We start from the raw sequence: 18,521 nt of genomic DNA, 5'->3' as shown, positions 1-18,521 counted from the left end.
CACTGCTGACGGCATGCTATCGGCCGTGCGGAGGCGCGCGGCCCTGGCCCCGCGCGAGGGCGGGGCCGCTGCGGGGCGCCTTTCCCCACCCGCCCTCCCCCGACGGCCTGGCGGCCGTGGGAGGTACCCCCATCCCGTAACCGGGGCTCCGCCCCCGGACCCCCGCGCCTCGATCGCCGGCGGGGCTGCACGGCAGCCCGTCCGGCGATCGAGGACACCGGGAAGAGCCCGCCGCAGGTGCCACCGCCCCCGGTCACGGCAGCCGCGGCGGCGACTTCGCCGCCGTCTCCTCCAGCGCCGACAGCGCCATCCTGATCGCCTCGTCCAGCTGCGGGTCCCGCCCCGCCACGTAGTCCTGAGGCGTCGGCACCACCTCCACGTCCGGGTCCACGCCGCGGTTCTCCACGTCCCAGCCGTAACCCTCCAGCCAGAACGCGTACTTGGGCTGGGTCACCAGCGTGCCGTCGACCAGGGAGTAGCGGCTGTCGATGCCCACCACACCGCCCCAGGTCCGCGTGCCCACCACCGGGCCGATGCCGAGCGCCTTGATCGCCGCGTTCACGATGTCGCCGTCCGAGCCGGAGAACTCGTTCGCCACGGCCACCACCGGCCCCCGGGGAGCGTCCAGCGGGTAGCTGGACGGCTGCATCCCGCGCGGCAGGTCCCAGCCCACGATGCGGCGGGCCAGCTTCTCGACGACGAGCTGCGACGTGTGGCCGCCGCGGTTCTCGCGTACGTCGACGACCAGACCCTCGCGCGCCACCTCCACCCTCAGGTCACGGTGGATCTGGGCCCAGCCGGGCGCCTGCATGTCCGGGACATGGAGGTAGCCGAGACGTCCGCCCGACTTCTCGTGCACGTACGCCCGCCGGTCCGCCACCCAGGCGTGGTACCTCAACGGCTCCTCGTCGGCGAGGGGCACCACCACCGCGTGGCGCGGGTCGCCGCCGCCCGCCGGGGACACGGTGAGTTCGACGGGCTTGCCCGCCGAGCCGACGAGCAGCGGCCCGGGGCCCCTCACGGAGTCGACGGGCCGCCCGTCCACGGCGACGATCGCGTCTCCCGCGCGCAGGGCGACGCCCGGCGCCGCGAGCGGTGAGTGGGCGTGCGGGTCGGACGTCTCCGAGGGCAGGATGCGGTCGATCCGCCAGGACCCGTCCTCCGCGCGGGAGATGTCCGCGCCGAGCAGCCCCTGCCGGGTCGCGCCGCTGCCGTAGCCGCCCGGCGGCATGACGTACGCGTGCGAGGTGCCGAGTTCGCCGTGCACCTCCCACAGCAGGTCGACCAGGTCGTCATGGGTGGCGACGCGGGCCAGCACCGGCCGGTACCGCTCCAGCACCCCGTCCCAGTCGACGCCGCCGAGGTCGGCGCGCCAGAACTGGTCGCGCATCAGCCGCCCGGCCTCGTCGTACATCTGCCGCCACTCGGCGGCCGGGTCGATCGTCCGGCGCACGCGGCTGAGGTCGACGGTGATGTTGGTGTCGGAGTCCTCGTCGCGGGAGGCGCGCCGGTCGCTGGGGACGACCTTGAGCGTGTCGTCGGTGTGGAGCAGGATCCGCTTGCCGTCACCGCTGACACGGAAGTAGTCGGCGTCCCCGCAGAGTTCCTCCATGTGCTGCTGGGCCAGGTCGTACCGCTCCAGCGCGGTCTTCGGGCCGGGGTCGTCGGGCGTCGCACGGGCCGCGCCGAGGACTCCGCGCAGCGGGTGCCGCAGCCACAGCAGCCCGTCCTTCGCGGCGCGCAGCGTCGAATAACGGGCGGCCTCGACGGGGAACGGCACTATGCGGTCCGCGAGTCCGTCGAGGTCGATACGGGTGACGGGCGCGGCGCCCTCGTCCGCCGCGGAGTCGGACGCACCGTCCTTGTCCGGGTCGAAGGCCCGCCCGTGCCGCTGCGGGCCGAACGGCGAGGGCGTCGTCGCGGCGAGCGTGATCAGGTGCGGCCGGCAGCCGCCGACGAAGGCGAGGTCGAAGACGTGCGTGTCGTAGACCGGGTCGAAGGACCGCTCGGAGAGGAAGGCGAGGTGCTTGCCGTCGAGCGTGAAGGCGGGCTGGAAGTCCTTGAACCGCAGCGGTGTCGCCTCGGAGACCGTCAGATCACCGGTGTTGGCGAGTTTGATCTGACGCAGCGGGCTGGGGCCGGGGTGCGACCAGGCGAGCCAGCCCGAGTCGGGTGAGAAGACGAGCCCTGTGGCGTCGCCGTGCTCGCTGCGGTCGACCTCGCGGACCTCGCCGGACTCGCGCTCGACGAGCAGCACCCGGCCGTCGTGCGAGGCGACGGCCGCGCGGCTGCCGTCGGGCGCGACGGCGAGGCTGAGAACGCGGCCGATCCGGCCCGCGGCGAGCCTGCGGGGCGTGGCGCCCGCGGCGGGGCCGGTCGCCGGCGCGAACTCGAGCGCGTCGTCCCCCTCGGCGTCGGTCACCCAGACGACGTGCTCCTCGCCGTCCACGCGGAAAGTGCGCGGCAGCCGGGAGCGCACGCCGGGCTCCACGGCGAGCGAACGCGCGGGCCCGCCGCGGTGGGTGACCCAGTGGATGCCGCCGCGGACCTCGACGGCGCTGCCGCGGCCGGTGTGGTCGGGGGCGGCGTCACCGAGGTGGTGGTCGGCGTCGACGGGCCGGGACCGCAGATCGGTGCGCTGACCGCCGAGCCTGATGTCGAGCCGGCGCGGCTCGGCGCCGGCCAGATCGTCGAGGATCCACAGTTCGCCGGCGCAGGCGTAGACGACGCGGGTGCCGTCGGTGGCGGCGTGGCGGGCGTAGAAGCCCTCGACGCCGGTGTGCCGGCGCAGGTCGGAGCCGTCGGGCAGCGAGGAGTACAGCGCGCCGACTCCCTCGTGGTCGGACAGGAACGCGATCCTGTCGCCGACCCACAGGGGGTACTCGATGTTGCCGTCGACGTCCTCGTGGAGGCGTACGAACTCTCCGTCGCCCGCCGCGTCGATCCACAACTTGCCCGCGGTGCCGCCCCGGTAGCGCTTCCAGGCCGCGGCCTCGCGTCCCATCGTCGCCGACAGCAGCAGCGTCTGCGGGCCGAAGGCGACGTCGCCGACGAGCCCGTACGGAAGGGTGGTGGCGGGGCCGCCGTCGAGGGGCACGGCCTGCGCCCAGGTGCGGCGCAACGACGCCTGCCCGTGGCTGGTGAGCGCGAGGACGTGGCCGTCCGGGGTCCAGCCGCGTACGGAGGTCTTGTAACTGCCCCAGTGGGTCAGGCGGTCCGACGGCCCGCCGTCGAGGGGCGCGACGTGCACCTCGGGCGCGCCGTCGCGGTACGAGGTCCAGGCGATGCGCGTGCCGTCGGGCGAGATTCTCGGATGGTTCACGGGCACGTCGTCGGCGCTGACGCGCCACGCGCGGCCGCCGTCGAGCGGCGCCACCCAGACGTCGTCCTCGGCGGTGAAGGCGATCGACTCGCCGTGCAGATGGGGAAACCGGAGGTAGGCAGGGTGCGTCACACCGTCACCCTAGGCAGGTGGAGGCCCTGCGCGGGGGGCTTTGGATCACTTGGCCGGAACGGCGGTCACGGTGACGGTCTCGGTGACGGTGACGGTGACGGTGGGGCCCGGCCCGGGCCGGGTGGTGGTCCCGGGCCCCCTCGTGCCGGGCGCGGTGCTGCTCGGCACGGCGGAGCAGTCGCCGAGCATGGTCGCCTGGAAGACGACCTTCCTGTCGATCCGGGCGGTCAGATCACCGCGTACGCACTGTCCGGCGCGCTCGTCGGTCACCTCGCCCTTGATGGTGATGGTCTGGCCGGATGCGGTCTCTCCCCGGCAGTCGACCGTCGCGCTGCCCGGTGCCGTGGTGGCGCCCGACGGGCTCGCGCCCCTGTTCACGACGGCGGTGCAGCTGAGCCACGCCACGTCGAAGGTCAGCCGTTCCAGCGTGGCGGTCGCGGTCCGGTCGGTGGTGACGGCCACGGCGGCGGAGTCGAGCCCGCCGGCCGCCGGCTCGCAGGCGGCGAGGCTCGCGACGGCGATTCCGCAGGCGCCGGCGGCGACCACGGTTCTGAGCACACTCATGGGTGGCAGGGTGCCATCCACGAGGGCGCGGGAAAAGGACGGTTGTGGCCAGCGTGGTGCGCGTTACGGTCGGCCCATGACCGGGAAGGCCACCCGTGCCGACGCGCTGCACCTCCCCGTCAGGACCAGCGGCCCGTGCGGCCCAGCAACAGTGCCGTCGCCGCGGTTCCGGCGGTCGACGTGCGCAGCACGCTGCGGCCCAGGCGGAACGGCTTCGCGCCCGCCTCCGCGAACGCCTCCAGCTCCTGCGGGGACACGCCGCCCTCCGGGCCGACGACCAGCACGATCGAGCCCTGTGCGGGGAGTTCGGCGGTGGCCAGCGGCTCCGCGCCCTCCTCGTGCAGCACGGCCGCGAAGTCCGCGGCCGCCAGCAGCGCCGCCACCTGCTTGGTCGTCGCCGCCTCCGCGACCTCGGGGAAGCGCAGCCTGCGGGACTGCTTGCCCGCCTCCCGCGCGGTGGAACGCCATTTGGCCAGCGCCTTGGCCCCGCGCTCGCCCTTCCACTGCGTGATGCAGCGCGCGGCCGCCCACGGCACGACGGCGTCCACGCCCGTCTCCGTCATCGTCTCCACGGCGAGTTCGCCGCGGTCACCCTTGGGCAGCGCCTGGACGACGGTGATCCTCGGCGCGGGTTCCGGCTCGGCCGGGCACTCCCGCACTTCGATAGTCAGCCGGTCCTTGCCCTCGGTGGCCAGCACCGAGCCCGCCGCGCCACGCCCCTGACCGTCCGTCAGGACGATCTCCTCGCCCGCTTGCAGCCGCCGTACGGACACGGCATGCCGTCCCTCGGGGCCGTCCAGGGTGACGACACCGCCCGGCGCGACGCCTTCGAGCGACTCGACGACGAACACGGGGGCGGTCATCGCGCACCGCCCAGCGCCAGCGCGGCCCGCGCGGAGTCCAGTTCCGCGGCGAGGAGCTCCACCAGCCGCCCCGCGGGCAGTTCGCGGGCCAACCGGTGGCCCTGCCCGGCCCACAGCGCCATGCCCTGCGGGTCCCCGGCCTTCGCCGCCGCCTTGCGCAGCCCGCTCGTCAGGTGGTGGACCTCGGGGTAGGCGGCGGGGGCGTACGGGCCGTGCTCGTGCATGAAGCGGTTCACCAGCCCGCGCGCCGGCCGCCCGGAGAAGGCGCGGGTCAACGCGGTGCGGGCGAACAGGGGATCGGTCATGGCCCGCTTGTGGAGGGCGTTCGCCCCGGACTCGGGACAGACGAGGAACGCCGTGCCGAGCTGCGCGGCGCTCGCTCCCGCCGCCAGCACCGCGGCGATCTGCGCGCCCCGCATCAGGCCGCCGGCCGCGACGACCGGAAGGTGCACCGCCTCGCGCACGAGGGTGATCAGGGAGAGCAGCCCGATGCCGGAGCCGTCCGCGGCCGGGTCGTCGCGGTGCGTTCCCTGGTGGCCGCCCGCCTCGATGCCCTGCACGCACACGGCGTCGGCACCGGCCCGCTGCGCGACCTGCGCCTCCTCCGGCGTGGTGACGGTGACCACCGTGATCGTGCCCGCGGCGGACAGGGCGGCGAGGGCGTCGCGCGAAGGGCAGCCGAAGGTGAAGGAGACGACCGGGACGGGGTCGTCGATCAGGATCGCGAGCTTGGCCTCGTAGCCGTCGTCCCGCCCCGCGTCGGGGTCGCCCAGCGGGGTGTCGTACCAGGAGGACTCACCGGCGAGCTGATGCCGGTAGACCTCGACGGCCGCCGGGTCGGCGGTGCCGGGCTGCGGCATGAACAGATTGACGCCGAAGGGGCTCGCCGTGCGGCTGCGGATCTGTTTGATCTCCTGGTACATGCCGTCCGCCGTCTTGTACCCGGCGGCGAGGAACCCGAGCCCGCCGGCGTCGGACACGGCGGCGGCGAGCTCCGGACAGGATGCACCGCCGGCCATGGGGGCCTGCACGATCGGATAACGGCAAAGACCGGTCAGCGCGGACGACATGCAGGCATCGTCGCATGCCCCGGCCCCCCGACCGAATCCAGGATTCCGCCCCGCCGGGACGCACACGGCGGCGCCTGCGGCGGGGCTGCCCTCCCGCCCTGCCCTACGGCCCGGCGGCCGTGGGAGGGGCCCCAGGCGGGGCTGATTTCGCTCCGCGAAATCAGCCTCGCCGGCGTTGAGGCGCGGGGTCCGGGGCGGAGCCCCGAAAGCGCCCGCACCGAAGTGTGCGCCGATGCCGGAGCCCCCCACAGGCCCGCGGCGGGGCCTCGCGCCCGCCAGGCGCGCAGCGCGGTACGAGACGGGGCAGGGGCCCGAACCGGCGCCCCTCGGCTCACGCGGCGCGCGGTACCGGGACCGGGACCGGGACCGGAGCCCCGGGGCGGGAAGGGGCGGGGTGGGGAAACCCCCACGGGCTAACGCCCGTTGAACGCGTCCTTCAGGCGCGAGAACAGCCCCTGCTGCCCCGGCTGGAACTGACCCGTCGGCCGCTCCTCGCCCCGCAGCTTCGCCAGGTCCCGCAGCAGCCGCTCCTGCTCCGGGTCCAGCTTCGTCGGCGTCGTCACCTCGACGTGGACGATCAGGTCGCCCCGGCCGCCGCCCCGCAGGTGCGTGATGCCGCGCCCGTGCAGCGGGATCGACTGGCCTGACTGCGTGCCGGGCCGGATGTCGACCTCCTCCATGCCGTCGAGCGTCTCCAGCGGGCACTTCGTGCCCAGTGCCGCCGCCGTCATGGGGATCGTCACCGTGCAGTGCAGGTCGTCGCCGCGCCGCTGGAAGACCGGGTGCGCGATCTCGTGGATCTCGACGTACAGGTCACCGGCGGGGCCGCCGCCCGGGCCGACCTCGCCCTCGCCCGCCAGCTGGATGCGCGTGCCGTTGTCGACACCCGCGGGGATCTTCACGGTGAGCGTGCGACGCGACCGGATCCGGCCGTCTCCCGCGCACTCCGGGCACGGGGTCGGCACGACGGTGCCGAAGCCCTGGCACTGCGGACACGGACGGGACGTCATGACCTGGCCCAGGAAGGACCGCGTCACCTGCGAGACCTCACCGCGGCCGCGGCACATGTCACAGGTCTGCGCGGAGGTGCCGGGCGCCGCGCCCTCGCCGGAGCACGTCGTGCACACCACGGCCGTGTCGACCTGGATGTCCTTCGTCGTGCCGAAGGCCGCCTCGTTGAGCTCGACCTCCAGGCGGATCATGGCGTCCTGGCCGCGCCGCGTACGCGAACGGGGTCCGCGCTGCGACGCCGTGCCGAAGAAGGCGTCCATGATGTCCGAGAAGTTCCCGAAGCCGCCCGCGCCGAAGCCGCCCGCGCCACCGCCGCCGGCCTGGGACAGAGGGTCACCGCCGAGGTCGTAGACCTGCTTCTTCTGCGGGTCCGAGAGCACCTCGTACGCGGCGTTGATCTCCTTGAAGCGCTCCTGCGTCTTCGGGTCCGGATTCACGTCCGGGTGGAGTTCGCGCGCGAGGCGGCGGAAGGCCTTCTTGATCTCGTCCTGCGATGCGTCGCGGCGCACGCCGAGTACGGCGTAGTAGTCCGTGGCCACTTACGACTCCGCCAGGATCTGTCCGACGTAACGTGCCACTGCGCGTACCGCTCCCATCGTTCCGGGGTAGTCCATGCGGGTCGGTCCGACCACGCCGAGTTTGGCGACTGCCTCGCCGCCCGAACCGTAGCCGACCGAGACGACGGACGTGGAGTTCAGTCCCTCGTGGGCATTCTCATGCCCGATCCTCACGGTCACGCCCGATTCCTTGGCCTCGCCGAGCAGCTTGAGCAGCACGACGTGCTCCTCCAGCGCCTCCAGCACCGGCCTGATCGTCAGGGGGAAGTCGTGTCCGAAGCGGGTGAGATTGGCGGTGCCGCCGATCACCAGCCGCTCCTCGGTCTCCTCGACCAGCGTCTCCAGCAGGGTCGCGAGCACGGTGGAGACCGTGCCGCGGTCCTCCGTCTCGAACGACTCGGGCAGGTCCTGCACGAGCTGCGGCACGTCCGCGAAGCGGCGGCCGACGACGCGGCTGTTGAGCCGGGCCCGCAGGTCGGCCAGCGAGGTCTCGCCGAACGGCGCGGGGCAGTCGACCATCCGCTGCTCGACCCGGCCGGTGTCCGTGATCAGCACGAGCATCAGCCGGGCGGGAGCCAGCGACAGCAGCTCCACGTGCCGGACCGTCGAGCGGGTCAGCGAGGGGTACTGGACGACGGCGACCTGCCGGGTCAGCTGCGCGAGCAGGCGGACCGTGCGGCCCACGACGTCATCGAGGTCGACGGCTCCGTCCAGGAAGTTCTGGATGGCCCGGCGCTCGGGGGACGACAGCGGCTTGACGCCGGCCAGCTTGTCGACGAACAGCCGGTAGCCCTTGTCCGTGGGGATGCGGCCGGCGCTGGTGTGGGGCTGGGCGATGTAGCCCTCCTCCTCCAGCACGGCCATGTCGTTGCGGACGGTGGCGGGGGAGACACCGAGCTTGTGCCGCTCCGTCAGCGCCTTGGAACCGACGGGCTCCTCGGTGCCGACGTAGTCCTGGACGATGGCGCGCAGGACTTCGAGTCTGCGTTCGCTGAGCATCTCGCGCACCTCCAGCTGCCGGTCTCGGTGTGTGTCCTGGCACTCGATACGGCCGAGTGCCAGCTTCCCCCCGGCCAGTGTACGGCGGCGGGGTACGCCCCTAGCAAGGGCGGCCGACCACGCTACCGCGAGACCTGTGCTGGTCGATGCGGATAGCGTCGCCGTATGGACGCCGCTTGGGAAGACTTCGGGTGGGAACGGCTGGCCGACGGAGTCGGCCAGCGCAGGATGCCGGCCTGGGACGCGACCGTCGGCCTGGTGCTGGGCGAGGAACACGTCCTGCTGTACGACACGGGCTCGACGATCCGCGAGGGCGCCGAGCTCCGCGTACAGGCGCAGGCGCTGGCGGGCGGGCGCCGCGTGACGTACATCGCACTGAGCCACCCGCACTTCGATCACGTGCTGGGCACGGCGGCGTTCGCCGGTGCGGAGATCTACGGGGCGGTCGGCATGGACGCGCTGCTGCGCCGCGAACGCGACGCGATCCGCGCCGACGCGGTGCGGCACGGGGTCCCGGCGGCCGCGGCGGCGGAGGCGGCCGATCTGCTGGCGCTGCCGCACCACCTGGTGAGCGGGGAGTACACGCTCGATCTGGGCGGCCGCCGGGTGCTGCTGGCCAACGTCGGCCCGGGCCACTCCGGCCACGACCTCGCGCTGTTCGTACCCGGCGAGCCGGAGGTCGTCTTCTGCGGCGACCTGGTGGAGGAGTCGGGCGAGCCGCAGGCGGGCCCGGACGCGATCACCTCGCGCTGGCCGGCGGCGCTCGACCGCCTGCTCGCGCTCGGCGGCGAGGACGCGCTGTACGTGCCGGGGCACGGGGCGGCGGTGGACGCGGCGTTCGTGCGGACGCAGCGTGACGAGCTCGCCGCGCGCTTCGGCGTGTCGTAGGGCGACCGGTCGTATCGTCATCCGACATGCGCAGCTACAGCCCTGACCTGACACCTCCGTGGAAGCGGTCGGCACCGGTCCCGGAGGTCCCCGCGGAGCCCGACCTCGTGCTGGAGGAGGTCGCGACCGGCTTCTGCGGAGCGGTGATCCGCTGCGAGGCGGGCACCGTGACGCTGGAGGACCGCTTCGGCAAGCACCGGGTCTTCCCGCTGGAGCCGAGGGGCTTCCTGCTGGAGGGCAAGGTCGTCACGCTGGTCCGCCCGTCCGCGCCGGCGCCGGCCCGCCCCGCGCGTACGGCCTCGGGCTCGGTCGCGGTCCCCGGCGCCCGCGCCCGGGTCGCCCGCGCCGGCCGGATCTACGTGGAGGGCCGCCACGACGCCGAGCTCGTGGAACGGGTGTGGGGAGACGACCTGCGCATCGAGGGCGTGGTCGTGGAGTACCTGGAGGGCATCGACGATCTCCCGTCGATCGTCGCGGAGTTCGCCCCGGGCCCGGACGCCCGCCTGGGCGTGCTGGTCGACCACCTGGTCGCCGGCTCCAAGGAGTCCCGCATCGCGGCTTCGGTGACGAACCCGCACGTGCTGGTCGTGGGCCATCCGTACATCGACGTGTGGGAGGCGGTGAAGCCGTCGTCGCTGGGCATCGCGGCGTGGCCGAGGATCCCGCACGGCCAGGACTGGAAGACGGGGGTGTGCCGGGCCCTGGGCTGGCCGTCCGGCACGGGGGCTGCGTGGCAGCACATCCTGTCCCACGTGCGCTCCTACAAGGACCTGGAGCCGGCGCTGCTGGGACGGGTGGAGGAACTGATCGACTTCGTGACGGCGCCGGGGGTGTGAGCGGGAGTTCTTCCCCACCCCGCCCCCCTACGGCCTGGCCCCTCAGTCCACCAGGTCCCGCACCACCGCGTCCGCCAGCAGCCGTCCCCGCAGGGTCAGCGCCGCGCGGCCCCGCGCGTAGGGGCCGGGGTCCAGGAACCCGTCGGCGAGGGCGCGGCGCGCCGCGGCCAGGCCTGCGGGCCGCAGGAGATCGAGAGGGCAGCCGTCCCGCAGCCGCAGCTCCAGAAGGATCCGCTCCACCCGGCGGTCCTCCGGCGTCAGCACCTCGCGGCCCGCACCCGGCGACCGCCCCTGCCCGAGCGCCGCCGCGTACGCGCCGGGGTGCTTCACGTTCCACCAGCGCACCCCGCCCACGTGGCTGTGCGCTCCCGGGCCCGCTCCCCACCAGTCCGCGCCGCGCCAGTACAACTCGTTGTGCAGGCAGCGGCCGGCCTTCGAGGTGGCCCAGTTGGAGACCTCGTACCACTCGTATCCGGCGCCCGACAGCACCTCGTCCGCGATCAGGTAGCGGTCGGCGTGGACGTCGTCGTCGGTCATGGGAACCTCGCCGCGCCGGATGCGCCGCGCCAGCTGCGTGCCCTCCTCGACGATCAGCGCGTACGCCGACACATGGTCCGGTCCCGCGCCGACCGCCGCCTCCAGGGACGCCCGCCAGTCGTCGTCGCTCTCGCCCGGCGTGCCGTAGATCAGGTCGAGGTTGACATGCTCGAAGCCCGCCGCCCGCGCCTCCGCGACGCATGCCTCCGGCCGGCCCGGCGTGTGCGTGCGGTCGAGCACCTTCAGCACGTGCTGCCGCGCGCTCTGCATGCCGAAGGAGATCCGGTTGAAGCCCCCGGCCCGCAGGGCCGCGAGATACTCCGGGCCGACCGACTCCGGGTTCGCCTCCGTGGTGATCTCCGCGTCGTCGGCGAGCCCGAACTCCTCCCGTACCGCGTCCAGCATCCGTACGAGGTCGCCGGCCGCGAGCAGCGTCGGTGTGCCGCCGCCGACGAACACGGTCCGCACCGGGCGGGGGTCGTCGCCGAGGACCTTGCGGGCCAGCCGGATCTCGTCGGCGAGCGTCTCGGCGTAGTTGTCGCGGGACGCGAGCACGCCGCCCGAGCCGCGCAGCTCGGTCGCCGTGTAGGTGTTGAAGTCGCAGTAGCCGCAGCGCGTCGCGCAGTACGGCACGTGCAGGTAGAAGGCGAGGGGCCGGTCACCCGCGCCGTCGAGGGCGGACGCGGGCAGCGAGCCGTCCTCGGGCACGGGCTCACCGTCGGGCAGTACGGAAGGCATGCCCCCCATTGTCCGTCACCCGCGGCGTCATCCCGCCTGGAGCACCAGCAGCGCCAGATCGTCCCCGGGCGGCGTCTGCGCGAACGCGTGCACGGCGGCCCTGATCCGTTCCGCCACGCCCTTCGCCGACAGCCCCGCGCATCCGGCGAGTACGGTCGCGAGACCGTCCTCGTCGTCGAACATCCGGGGGCCGGAGCGCCGCTCGGTCACCCCGTCCGTGACGCACAGCAGCGTCTCGCCCGGTGCCAGGTCGAACGTGCTGCTCCGGTACGCGACGTCGTCGACCACCCCGAGGAGCACCTGCGGCTCGGCGATCACGGTGACCGTGCCGTCGGGGCGCAGCAGCAGCGGCAGGGGATGACCGGCACTCGCGAGGGTGCACCGGGCACCGCCGCGGCCGTCCGGGGAGGGCACGACCTCGCCGTAGAGCAGGGACAGGAAGCGGGAGTGGTGTCCGTCCGGCAGGCCGGGACCGTGGCCGCCGGTGACGAGCAGGGCGGCGGCCTCGGCGGCCTCCATGGCGTCGTCGAGGAGCAGGCCGTTGAGCCGGTCGAGCACCTGGCCGACCTGGTAGCCCTCGCGGGCGAGGAGCCGCAGCCAGGGGCGGGCGAGCCCGGTCACGACGGCGGCCTCGGGGCCGCTGCCCTGGACGTCGCCGAGCACGAAGCACCAGCGGCCGCTCGACCCGGCGGGGAAGACGTCGTAGAAGTCGCCCCCTGCCACGCCGTCGCCGCTCGGCTCGTACACCAGGCAGGTGTCGACGCCGGGGATCTGCCCGACCCTGCTGGGCAGCAGCCCGCGCTGGAGGACGCGGCTGATGGTCGCCTGCCGGGTGTACTCGCGGGCGGCACTGATCGCGAGCGCGACCCGGCGGGCGAAGTCCTCGACGAGCGCGGTCACTTCGTCCGGCAGCCGGGCGGTGTCCTGCTGCGCGACGACGAGCACGCCGAGCACGCGCCCGCCGGCGGCCAGCCGGTACGCGAGGGCCGCCCCGCTGCTCCCGTGGCCGCCCCCGTCCGCAGCCGGGACGCCGTCCCGGGACGCGGCCGGCCACGGGACGGGTACGGAGCCCTGGAAGCCGGGGTCGGGCGGCTTGGGCGCCTCCGTGCCGAGAGCCGCCCGCAGGTGCTCCACGGCGGACTCGTCGCGGTGCCAGACACCGGCGAGACGCGGCGCGGGGGCCGTGCGGCCGGGCTCGCGCAGCCCGTGCCGGCCGGTCTCGTCGTCGAGCCAGACGGCGCACCAGTCGGCGAGGCGCGGCACGAGGAGCTGTCCGGCGAGGGCGGCGACCATGTTCTCGTCGAGCTGGCCGGCGAGCAGATCGGACGCCTCGGCCAGGAAGGAGGCGGCCCCTCCGCGGGCGAGCCATTCGTGGTTGTCCCGCCCCTGGGCGGGCGCCTCGGGGGCGGTGCCGCCGACGGACGCGGGCCCGTGCAGGTCCGCGGGCTCGTCGCCGGTCCGCGGCCGGCTGCCGCGGCCGTCGAGCGGCAGCCGCGCCCATACGGTCTTGAGCGCGGCACGGTAGGTGATGCCCCAGCGTTCGGCGAGGGCCGCGACGAGATGGAGGCCGCGTCCGTAGTCGAGGGTGCCGGACTGGTCGAAGCCGTGCGGATGGCTGTGGACGGGCCGGTCGGGATGGTGATCGGAGACCTCGATGATCACGGCGGCGGACTCGCAGCCGGCGTCTGCGGTGTCCTCGACGGGTCGCTCGTACCGGCACACGAGCTCGGCGGCCGTGCCCGCGTGGACGACGGCGTTGGTGACGAGCTCGCCGGCGACGAGTGCGGCGTCGTCCGCGAGCCGCTCGGGGCAGAAGGTGCCGGGCGGGCAGCCGCCGGCCGGGCCGTCGCAGCAGGAGCATGCGTCGAACAGCCCGAGTCCGGACCACTCGGCGACGGCCGTGCGGACGAGACGCCGCGCGGTGCCGGGCGCCAGAAGGCTTCCGGGCAGGCTCACGCGTACCCCGGCGCCGTCGGCGTCCGGCCATCCGGCGGACATGGGTGCGGGCCGGTTGCCGGTGTCCCGCTGCAACGGAATGGACCCCACGTGCGGCTCCTGGTCGGTGCTGTGTACGCCGCTATGACACCGACAGGGTGACAGACAGAGCCCGTTCATAAGCACGGAGTCACCGAACTGGGTGGAGCCGTTTTATGTTCTCGCTGGTCGCGAGGGTGTGTTGCGAGGATCACGCCGCACGCCCGTGTCGCCGGCCGTGCGGCGTATCCCCGCGTCAAGACGGATCAGTCCTCGCGGGACCCCGCGTACATCTCGTCGATGAGGTCCTTGTACTCCCGCTCGACGACCGGGCGCTTCAGCTTGAGGCTGGGCGTCAGTTCGCCGTGCTCGATGTCCAGGTCGCGGGGCAGCAGCCGGAACTTCTTGATGGTCTGCCAGCGCTGCAGGCCCTCGTTGAGCCGCTTCACGTAACCGTCGATGAGCTGCTCGACCTGCGGCGAGGCGACCACCTCCGCGTAGGACCTGCCGCCCAGGCCGTTCTCCTCGGCCCAGCCGAGGATCGTGGGCTCGTCGAGGGCGATGAGCGCGGTGCAGAAGTTCCGGTCCGCGCCGTGGACGAGGATGTTCGAGACGAACGGGCACACGGCCTTGAACTGGCCCTCGACCTCGGCCGGTGCGATGTACTTGCCGCCGGAGGTCTTGATCAGGTCCTTCTTGCGGTCGGTGATCCGCAGGTAGCCGTCCGCGGACAGCTCGCCGATGTCGCCGGTGTGGAACCAGCCGTCGGGCTCCAGGACTTCGGCCGTCTTCTCGGGCAGCTTGTGATAGCCCTCCATGATGCCGGGGCCGCGCAGCAGGATCTCGCCGTCGTCGGCGATGCGCACCTCGCAGCCGGGCACCGGCTTGCCGACCGTGCCGGTGCGGTACGCCTCGCCGGGGTTGACGAAGGAGGCGGCGCTCGACTCGGTGAGGCCGTAGCCCTCCAGGATGTGGATGCCCGCGCCGGAGAAGAAGTAGCCGATGTCGGGGGCGAGCGCGGCGGAGCCGGAGACGGCGGCGCGCAGCCGGCCGCCGAAGGCGTCGCGGAGCTTGGCGTAGACGAGGGCGTCGGCGACCTTGTGCTTGGCGCCGAGGCCGAAGGGCACCGAGGCCTTGCCGGTGCGGCGGAAGTTGTCCTGGGAGACCTTGGCGTACTCGCGGGCGACGCCGGCGGCCCACTGGAAGATCTTGTACTTGGCGCCGCCGCCGGCCCGCGCCTTGGCGGCGACCCCGTTGTAGACCTTCTCGAAGATGCGGGGCACGGCGGCCATGTAGGTCGGCTGGACCACCGGCAGGTTCTCGATGATCTTGTCGACCCGGCCGTCGACGGCGGTGACGTGTCCGACCTCGATCTGACCTGAGGTCAGCACCTTGCCGAAGACGTGCGCGAGCGGCAGCCACAGGTACTGGACGTCGTCCTGCGTGACGAGCCCGGTCGCGGCGGTGGCCTTCGCCATGTACGACCAGTTGTCGTGCGGCAGCCGCACACCCTTGGGGCGGCCCGTGGTGCCGGACGTGTAGATGAGCGTCGCGAGCTGGTCGGCGGTGATGGCCGCGACCCGCTCCTTGACGGCCTCGGGGTGCTTCTCGAGGTACTCCGCGCCGCGCGCCTCCAGGTCGGCCAGGGTGAGGACCCAGCCCTCCGGCTCGGCGGCGTCCGGCTCGACACCGGCGGGGTCGATGACGACGACGTGCTTCAGCTCGGGCAGTTCGGCGCGCCTCTCGCGCGCCTTGGCCAGCTGGGAGGCGTCCTCCGCGATCAGCACCCGGCTCTCGGAGTCGGCGAGGATGTACGCCGACTCCTCGGCGTTGGTCGACGGGTAGACGGTGGTGGTCGCGCCGCCCGCGCACATGACGCCGAGGTCGGCGAGGATCCACTCCACCCGTGTGGAGGAGGCGAGCGCGACCCGCTCCTCGGGGTTGACGCCGAGGTCGATCAGGCCGGCCGCGATGGCGTAGACCCTCTCGGCGGCCTGCCCCCAGCTCAGGGACTTCCAGTCGTCGGGGCCCGTCCCCGAGGCGGGGGGCACCGGGTAGCGGTAGGCCTCGCCGTTCGGCGTGGCGGCCACGCGCTCGGTGAAGAGAGTCGCCACCGATGGCGGTCGGTTCTCGATCTGGGTCTGGGTTTCGCTCACGACGTCCTCCGGGCCTGCGGCAACATGCACGACTGGCTGGTTGTTTAACTGGCGAGTAACCATTGAGCCGTGATCAGGGTAGAGCGCACATGGGCGGCGCGTAAGAGCCTGCGGGCTGCCGCTTCATAACGAACGGAGCGCAGGTCCGCTCTCTGGAGCAACCGGTCGGTGCTGTGTACATGTAACGATTCCTGCCCGTCCGGTGGCCGAAAAGCGCCCGTCCTGGGCCGGACGGGCGCTTTTCGGTACGCGGGGGAAGCGGAAGCGGACGGACCGGGCGGCCGAGGGAGGAACGGCTGCTTCCCGCTCCCGCTCTCGCCCGCCCGGTCTCCTGCCTACTTCTTGCTCTTGCCGCCCTCGTCGCTGGACAGCACCGCGATGAAGGCTTCCTGCGGCACCTCCACGGAGCCGACCATCTTCATGCGCTTCTTGCCTTCCTTCTGCTTCTCCAGCAGCTTCCGCTTACGGGAGATGTCACCGCCGTAGCACTTGGCGAGAACGTCCTTGCGGATGGCGCGGATGGTCTCACGGGCGATGACGCGCGAGCCGATGGCCGCCTGGACCGGGACCTCGAACGCCTGCCGCGGGATGAGCTCCTTGAGCTTGGCGACGAGCCGGACGCCGTACGCGTACGCCTGGTCCTTGTGGGTGATGGCGGAGAAGGCGTCGACCTTGTCGCCGTGCAGCAGGATGTCGACCTTGACGAGGCTGGAGGCCTGCTCGCCGGTGGGCTCGTAGTCGAGAGAGGCGTAACCGCGCGTCTTGGACTTCAGCTGGTCGAAGAAGTCGAAGACGATCTCCGCGAGGGGCAGGGTGTAGCGGATCTCGACCCGGTCCTCGGAGAGGTAGTCCATACCCAGCAGGGTGCCGCGGCGGGTCTGGCAGAGCTCCATGATCGAGCCGATGAACTCGCTCGGCGCGAGGATCGTGGCCCGCACGACCGGCTCGTGCACCTCGTCGATCTTGCCCTCGGGGAACTCGCTCGGGTTCGTGACCGTGTGCTCGGTTCCGTCCTCCATGGTCACGCGGTAGACCACGTTCGGGGCGGTGGCGATCAGGTCGAGGCCGAACTCGCGCTCGAGCCGCTCACGGATGACGTCGAGGTGCAGCAGGCCGAGGAAGCCGACGCGGAACCCGAAGCCGAGGGCCGCGGAGGTCTCGGGCTCGTAGACCAGGGCCGCGTCGTTGAGCTGGAGCTTGTCGAGCGCGTCGCGCAGCTCGGGGTAGTCCGAGCCGTCCAGCGGATACAGCCCCGAGAAGACCATGGGCTTCGGGTCCTTGTAGCCCCCGAGGGCCTCCGTGGCGCCCTTGTGCAGGCTGGTGATCGTGTCACCGACCTTGGACTGGCGGACGTCCTTCACACCGGTGATCAGATAACCCACCTCGCCGACTCCGAGGCCGTCGGCCGGCAGCATCTCGGGCGAGTTGGTGCCGATCTCGAGCAGCTCGTGGGTGGCGCCCGTGGACATCATCCGGATGCGCTCGCGCTTGTTGAGCTGGCCGTCGACCACTCGTACATACGTGACCACACCACGGTACGAGTCGTAGACCGAGTCGAAGATCATCGCGCGGGCGGGGGCGTCGGCGACGCCGACCGGGGCCGGGACGTCCTTGACCACCCGGTCGAGCAGCGCCTCGACACCGAGACCGGTCTTCGCGGAGACGCGCAGGACGTCGTCCGGGTCGCAGCCGACGAGGTTCGCCAGCTCCTCGGCGAACTTCTCCGGCTGCGCGGCCGGCAGGTCGATCTTGTTCAGCACCGGGACGATCGTGAGGTCGTTCTCCATGGCCAGGTACAGGTTGGCCAGGGTCTGCGCCTCGATGCCCTGAGCGGCGTCCACGAGCAGGACCGTGCCCTCGCAGGCGGCGAGCGACCGCGACACCTCATAGGTGAAGTCGACGTGCCCGGGGGTGTCGATCATGTTGAGGATGTGGGTCCTGCCCTGGTCCTCACCCTCGGTGGGCGCCCACGGCAGACGGACCGCCTGGGACTTGATCGTGATGCCGCGCTCGCGCTCGATGTCCATACGGTCGAGGTACTGGGCACGCATCTGCCGCTGCTCGACCACGCCGGTCAGCTGGAGCATCCGGTCGGCAAGCGTCGACTTGCCGTGGTCGATGTGCGCGATGATGCAGAAATTGCGGATCAGCGCCGGGTCGGTACGGCTCGGCTCGGGCACGTGGGTAGGAGTCGCGGGCACGCAGGGTCCTGATTCTTTGGCAGACGCCGGGTCGGTGAGCTCGGGTCCGTGTCGGATCGATACGTAGGCTCCATGGTCCCACGCGTGAGGAGCTGTGCCCGGTTTGGGCCACCCGTGGGGCGACTGGTAGCCTGAGCAGCTGTGTCTCGTGCCCTCTCCGGGGGCACCTCCCGTGTCCGAAGGGCGAGGGGGGAGGGACACGAAGTTGAAGATCATCGAACTCCTCCTGCGCCCCATGGGCGTGGGTGAACCCCAGAAAAGGGCTTTTCGTGGCGAACATCAAGTCCCAGATCAAGCGGAACAAGACGAACGAGAAGGCGCGCCTGCGCAACAAGGCCGTCAAGTCGTCGCTCAAGACCGCGATCCGCAAGGCCCGTGAGGCCGTCGCCGCCGGCGACATCGAGAAGGCGACCGTGGCTGCCCGTGCCGCCTCGCGTCAGCTCGACAAGGCCGTCTCGAAGGGTGTCATCCACAAGAACGCCGCCGCCAACAAGAAGTCGGCGCTGGCCTCCAAGGTGTCCTCCCTCCAGGGCTGAGCACGTGACTGATCGCCGTTAGGGATCAAGCGGGCCCTCTCATCCGCTCCCGACCGGCACCCCTCGCGCCGCACGCGGCCTGCGTTCGCCACGCGGGTGCGGCGCACCCATCCCAAAGCCAAGGCCCCGCCCCGGCC

13 protein-coding genes are annotated in these 18,521 nt (G+C 72.7%); 3 read left to right on the top strand and 10 right to left on the bottom strand.

Annotation, left to right across the window (positions count from 1 at the left end):
• Positions 1-253: 253 nt before the first annotated feature.
• The 6 genes from QFZ82_RS26615 to hrcA form a co-directional block, all read right to left on the bottom strand.
• Positions 254-3,454, bottom strand: coding sequence for a S41 family peptidase (locus tag QFZ82_RS26615; RefSeq protein WP_307715556.1), 3,201 nt, complete (start codon positions 3,452-3,454; stop codon positions 254-256).
• Between the two features lie 45 nt (positions 3,455-3,499).
• On the bottom strand, positions 3,500-4,018 hold the full coding sequence (locus QFZ82_RS26610; RefSeq protein ID WP_307715555.1) for a hypothetical protein: 519 nt from the start codon (positions 4,016-4,018) through the stop codon (positions 3,500-3,502).
• A 119-nt stretch (positions 4,019-4,137) separates the two neighbouring features.
• Complete coding sequence (locus tag QFZ82_RS26605) at positions 4,138-4,881, bottom strand: 16S rRNA (uracil(1498)-N(3))-methyltransferase (protein WP_307715554.1); 744 nt, start codon at positions 4,879-4,881, stop codon at positions 4,138-4,140.
• Positions 4,878-5,951, bottom strand: coding sequence for a nitronate monooxygenase (locus QFZ82_RS26600; RefSeq protein ID WP_307715553.1), 1,074 nt, complete (start codon positions 5,949-5,951; stop codon positions 4,878-4,880). Before QFZ82_RS26600 ends, QFZ82_RS26605 begins: the two co-directional genes overlap by 4 nt.
• A gap of 413 nt (positions 5,952-6,364) precedes the next feature.
• Positions 6,365-7,501 carry a molecular chaperone DnaJ gene (gene dnaJ, locus QFZ82_RS26595; protein ID WP_307715552.1) on the bottom strand — a complete coding sequence of 379 codons (1,137 nt, stop codon included), beginning with the start codon at positions 7,499-7,501 and terminating at the stop codon, positions 6,365-6,367.
• Positions 7,502-8,518: a heat-inducible transcriptional repressor HrcA gene (gene hrcA, locus QFZ82_RS26590; RefSeq protein WP_307715551.1), complete on the bottom strand. Its 1,017-nt coding sequence runs from the start codon at positions 8,516-8,518 to the stop codon at positions 7,502-7,504.
• A gap of 165 nt (positions 8,519-8,683) precedes the next feature.
• Between hrcA and QFZ82_RS26585 the strand changes: the two genes are divergently transcribed.
• Both QFZ82_RS26585 and QFZ82_RS26580 read left to right on the top strand, forming a co-directional pair.
• Complete coding sequence (locus QFZ82_RS26585) at positions 8,684-9,406, top strand: MBL fold metallo-hydrolase (protein ID WP_307715550.1); 723 nt, start codon at positions 8,684-8,686, stop codon at positions 9,404-9,406.
• Positions 9,407-9,432: 26 nt separating this feature from the next.
• On the top strand, positions 9,433-10,242 hold the full coding sequence (locus tag QFZ82_RS26580) for a DUF3097 domain-containing protein (protein WP_307715549.1): 810 nt from the start codon (positions 9,433-9,435) through the stop codon (positions 10,240-10,242).
• Between the two features lie 42 nt (positions 10,243-10,284).
• Here QFZ82_RS26580 and hemW read toward each other — a convergent pair whose 3' ends face one another.
• The 4 genes from hemW to lepA form a co-directional block, all read right to left on the bottom strand.
• Positions 10,285-11,517 carry a radical SAM family heme chaperone HemW gene (gene hemW, locus QFZ82_RS26575; RefSeq protein ID WP_307715548.1) on the bottom strand — a complete coding sequence of 411 codons (1,233 nt, stop codon included), beginning with the start codon at positions 11,515-11,517 and terminating at the stop codon, positions 10,285-10,287.
• A 27-nt stretch (positions 11,518-11,544) separates the two neighbouring features.
• Positions 11,545-13,548, bottom strand: coding sequence for a SpoIIE family protein phosphatase (locus tag QFZ82_RS26570; protein ID WP_373429445.1), 2,004 nt, complete (start codon positions 13,546-13,548; stop codon positions 11,545-11,547).
• Between the two features lie 209 nt (positions 13,549-13,757).
• Positions 13,758-15,647: a long-chain fatty acid--CoA ligase gene (locus tag QFZ82_RS26565; protein ID WP_307715547.1), complete on the bottom strand. Its 1,890-nt coding sequence runs from the start codon at positions 15,645-15,647 to the stop codon at positions 13,758-13,760.
• Between the two features lie 335 nt (positions 15,648-15,982).
• A complete protein-coding gene (gene lepA, locus QFZ82_RS26560) occupies positions 15,983-17,848 on the bottom strand; it encodes a translation elongation factor 4 (RefSeq protein ID WP_177152416.1) in 1,866 nt (621 codons plus the stop codon).
• 269 nt (positions 17,849-18,117) lie between these two features.
• Between lepA and rpsT the strand changes: the two genes are divergently transcribed.
• Entirely contained in the window at positions 18,118-18,384 is a 267-nt protein-coding gene (gene rpsT, locus QFZ82_RS26555; RefSeq protein WP_307715546.1) for a 30S ribosomal protein S20, read from the top strand.
• Positions 18,385-18,521 lie beyond the last annotated feature (137 nt).

Source organism: Streptomyces sp. V4I23 (assembly GCF_030817975.1).
Taxonomy (GTDB): domain Bacteria; phylum Actinomycetota; class Actinomycetes; order Streptomycetales; family Streptomycetaceae; genus Streptomyces.
This window is presented reverse-complemented; position numbering and strand designations above follow the sequence as displayed.

What these genes read in the sequence shown, in the direction of transcription:
- QFZ82_RS26610 (WP_307715555.1), bottom strand. Translation starts at nt 4,018, where the DNA reads ATGAGTGTGCTCAGAACCGTGGTCGCCGCCGGCGCCTGCGGAATCGCC.
- QFZ82_RS26605 (WP_307715554.1), bottom strand. Translation starts at nt 4,881, where the DNA reads ATGACCGCCCCCGTGTTCGTCGTCGAGTCGCTCGAAGGCGTCGCGCCG.
- QFZ82_RS26600 (WP_307715553.1), bottom strand. Translation starts at nt 5,951, where the DNA reads ATGTCGTCCGCGCTGACCGGTCTTTGCCGTTATCCGATCGTGCAGGCC.
- hrcA (WP_307715551.1), bottom strand. Translation starts at nt 8,518, where the DNA reads ATGCTCAGCGAACGCAGACTCGAAGTCCTGCGCGCCATCGTCCAGGAC.
- QFZ82_RS26585 (WP_307715550.1), top strand. Translation starts at nt 8,684, where the DNA reads ATGGACGCCGCTTGGGAAGACTTCGGGTGGGAACGGCTGGCCGACGGA.
- QFZ82_RS26580 (WP_307715549.1), top strand. Translation starts at nt 9,433, where the DNA reads ATGCGCAGCTACAGCCCTGACCTGACACCTCCGTGGAAGCGGTCGGCA.
- hemW (WP_307715548.1), bottom strand. Translation starts at nt 11,517, where the DNA reads ATGCCTTCCGTACTGCCCGACGGTGAGCCCGTGCCCGAGGACGGCTCG.